We start from the raw sequence: 2073 nt of genomic DNA, 5'->3' as shown, positions 1-2073 counted from the left end.
GCAGGGGGCTGCCTGGCTGGGCTTGGTGCCAAAGCAGCAATCGACCGGTGGCGTGTCCACGTTGCTGGGGATCAGTAAACGGGGCGATACTTACCTGCGAACCCTGTTGATACACGGTGACAGAACCGTTGTCAGTCTATTCTGGGACAACCTCCGGGCTATCTTGACGTTGATATCTAGTCAGACTAGTCTTTTCAAGTCATCATCAATTACAAGGGGGCTTATCATGGCAAACCAGTGGCAACTCCAGGAAGCAAAAAGCAAATTCAGTCACATAGTAGAAAAGGCCTGTAATGAGGGTCCCCAATTTGTCACCAAACACGGCGATAACGCAGTAGTGGTGATCTCTTACGATGATTACCAGAGAATGACCCTGCCTGAAAACAACCTGGTTGACTTTTTACGCAGCTCACCTTTTGCAGGCACCACAGAAACAGAAGAGTTTACCAGAGACAAAGAGATGCCGAGGGATATTGAATTGTGAAATATCTACTCGATACCTATGTATTATCCGAAGCGTTCAAAAAAAAACCAAACCCGCAAGTGATCGATTGGTTAGGAAGTGTGGATGAACAAAGTCTTTACCTTTGTGTATTAACACTGGGAGAGATTGAAAAAGGAGTCGAAAAAAATAAAGACCCTGCCCGGCGAAGAAAATTACGCAACTGGCTGAAGTTTGACCTTAAAGATAGATTCAGGCGCCGAATCCTGTCAGTGGACTTAAATGTGGCCCTTAAATGGGGTGCTATTCAAGCCGAAGCCGAACTGGCGGGCATCCCAATACCAGCTATTGATGGGTTAATTGCAGTGACAGGTTTAGTCCATAGTTGCACAGTGGTTACCCGGAACATCGATGATATGCGACAGAGCCAGGCTGAGCTGTTTAACCCGTGGAATGAATCCTGTTTTTGATGATTTGTGAATACTCCTGATTGTCCTGGCACAAAATTGCTGTCAGGTCTTTCTTTGTGCATATATACTGTCGTTTATAGGAAGGTCACAGATTTGAAAGATTAGAGTTGGTGATTTTAGAGTCAATGGGGATTTGAGTCACGGCACATTGTGAAAATATCTTCTTTCTATTTTTATAAACGATAAAAGTTATGCACGAAGAAAGACCCTGGTTTTTCCTTTCCTTGCATCGCGGGGCGGAACATATATGACCCCGATTTTCTTTTTGGTTTTCTGCCCCCGGTTTTCCTTCTTGTAAAGCTTGACATTTACCAGCCTGAGAGCTTTAATTTGTATCCATAAGGATACATTCTACTGTTATGTATTTGCTCAAAACTACAGCACAGTTTGAGAAATGGCTGAAAAAGCTAAAAGACAAGGCGGCTAAAGCTCGAATACTGGCTGCTCTGAAATTGCTGGAACAAGGTCATATGGGAGACTGGAAACTTGTCGGCAGCAAGATTGCAGAACTAAGAATCCACCATGGTGCCGGGTATAGGATTTACTTTTGCAGGCAAGGCAATGTGATCTTTGTGTTACTCAATGGTGGCAACAAAGCAAGCCAGTCCAGAGATATTGAAAAGGCTAAACAGATTCTTAAAGATCTGGAGGTATTAAATGGCGAAGGGATTAAAAATATTTGATGCATCAGAATATCTTGAAGATAGTGAAACAATTTCAGAATACCTGAATGCTGCAATCGAGACAGGAGACCAAGCTTTACTCTTATCGGCGATAGGTGATATTGCCAAGGCGACCGGCATGCAAAAAATAGCTAATGAGACAGGGCTTGGTCGTGAAAGCTTATACAAAGCGCTAGCACCGGGAGCAAAGCCAAGGTTCGATACCGTATTCAAGATTTTGCAGGCGCTTGGCGTCAGTTTGAAAACTGCTCCTCAGCAATAAGGGTATGTTCAGCAGTTTACAAAGTTATAAAGGTTTTTTTCAAAATAAACGGCACACGCACAATTCCGAGTAGAAAAGGCCGTTACCGACCTCAACCCTCAGTCGAGTCAACCGAAGGAACCTCCCCTTCAGCACCGGGCAGAAGGAGCTGCCAATTGCAACTCCAACCCCCTGTCGAGTCGCCCAAGGGAACCTCCCCCTCAGGCGCTCACAGAA

At 44.8% G+C, this 2073-nt stretch carries 4 protein-coding genes and 1 pseudogene; all 5 read left to right on the top strand.

Annotated features, from left to right (window positions below):
- Window positions 1-133, top strand: a pseudogene (locus KDK15_RS19620) (transposase); the annotation flags it as partial.
- Between the two features lie 93 nt (window positions 134-226).
- Window positions 227-484, top strand: coding sequence for a type II toxin-antitoxin system Phd/YefM family antitoxin (locus KDK15_RS19615; RefSeq protein ID WP_257297085.1), 258 nt, complete (start codon window positions 227-229; stop codon window positions 482-484).
- Window positions 481-912 (top strand): type II toxin-antitoxin system VapC family toxin, encoded by a 432-nt coding sequence (locus tag KDK15_RS19610; RefSeq protein WP_257297084.1) that lies wholly within the window; start codon window positions 481-483, stop codon window positions 910-912. Before KDK15_RS19615 ends, KDK15_RS19610 begins: the two co-directional genes overlap by 4 nt.
- A 359-nt stretch (window positions 913-1271) precedes the next feature.
- A complete protein-coding gene (locus KDK15_RS19605) occupies window positions 1272-1595 on the top strand; it encodes a type II toxin-antitoxin system RelE/ParE family toxin (RefSeq protein ID WP_257297083.1) in 324 nt (107 codons plus the stop codon).
- A complete protein-coding gene (locus tag KDK15_RS19600; RefSeq protein ID WP_257297082.1) occupies window positions 1570-1857 on the top strand; it encodes an addiction module antidote protein in 288 nt (95 codons plus the stop codon). The genes KDK15_RS19605 and KDK15_RS19600 overlap by 26 nt, the downstream gene beginning before the upstream one ends.
- Window positions 1858-2073: the final 216 nt, after the last annotated feature.

The organism is Endozoicomonas sp. YOMI1 (assembly GCF_024606345.1).
GTDB lineage: Bacteria > Pseudomonadota > Gammaproteobacteria > Pseudomonadales > Endozoicomonadaceae > Endozoicomonas.
Note: the sequence above shows the minus strand (reverse complement) of the source record. Positions and strands in the feature narration are given on the sequence as shown.

Coding starts and splice junctions, on each gene's coding strand:
- KDK15_RS19600 (WP_257297082.1), top strand. CDS start 1,570: ATGGCGAAGGGATTAAAAATATTTGATGCATCAGAATATCTTGAAGAT.
- KDK15_RS19605 (WP_257297083.1), top strand. CDS start 1,272: ATGTATTTGCTCAAAACTACAGCACAGTTTGAGAAATGGCTGAAAAAG.
- KDK15_RS19615 (WP_257297085.1), top strand. CDS start 227: ATGGCAAACCAGTGGCAACTCCAGGAAGCAAAAAGCAAATTCAGTCAC.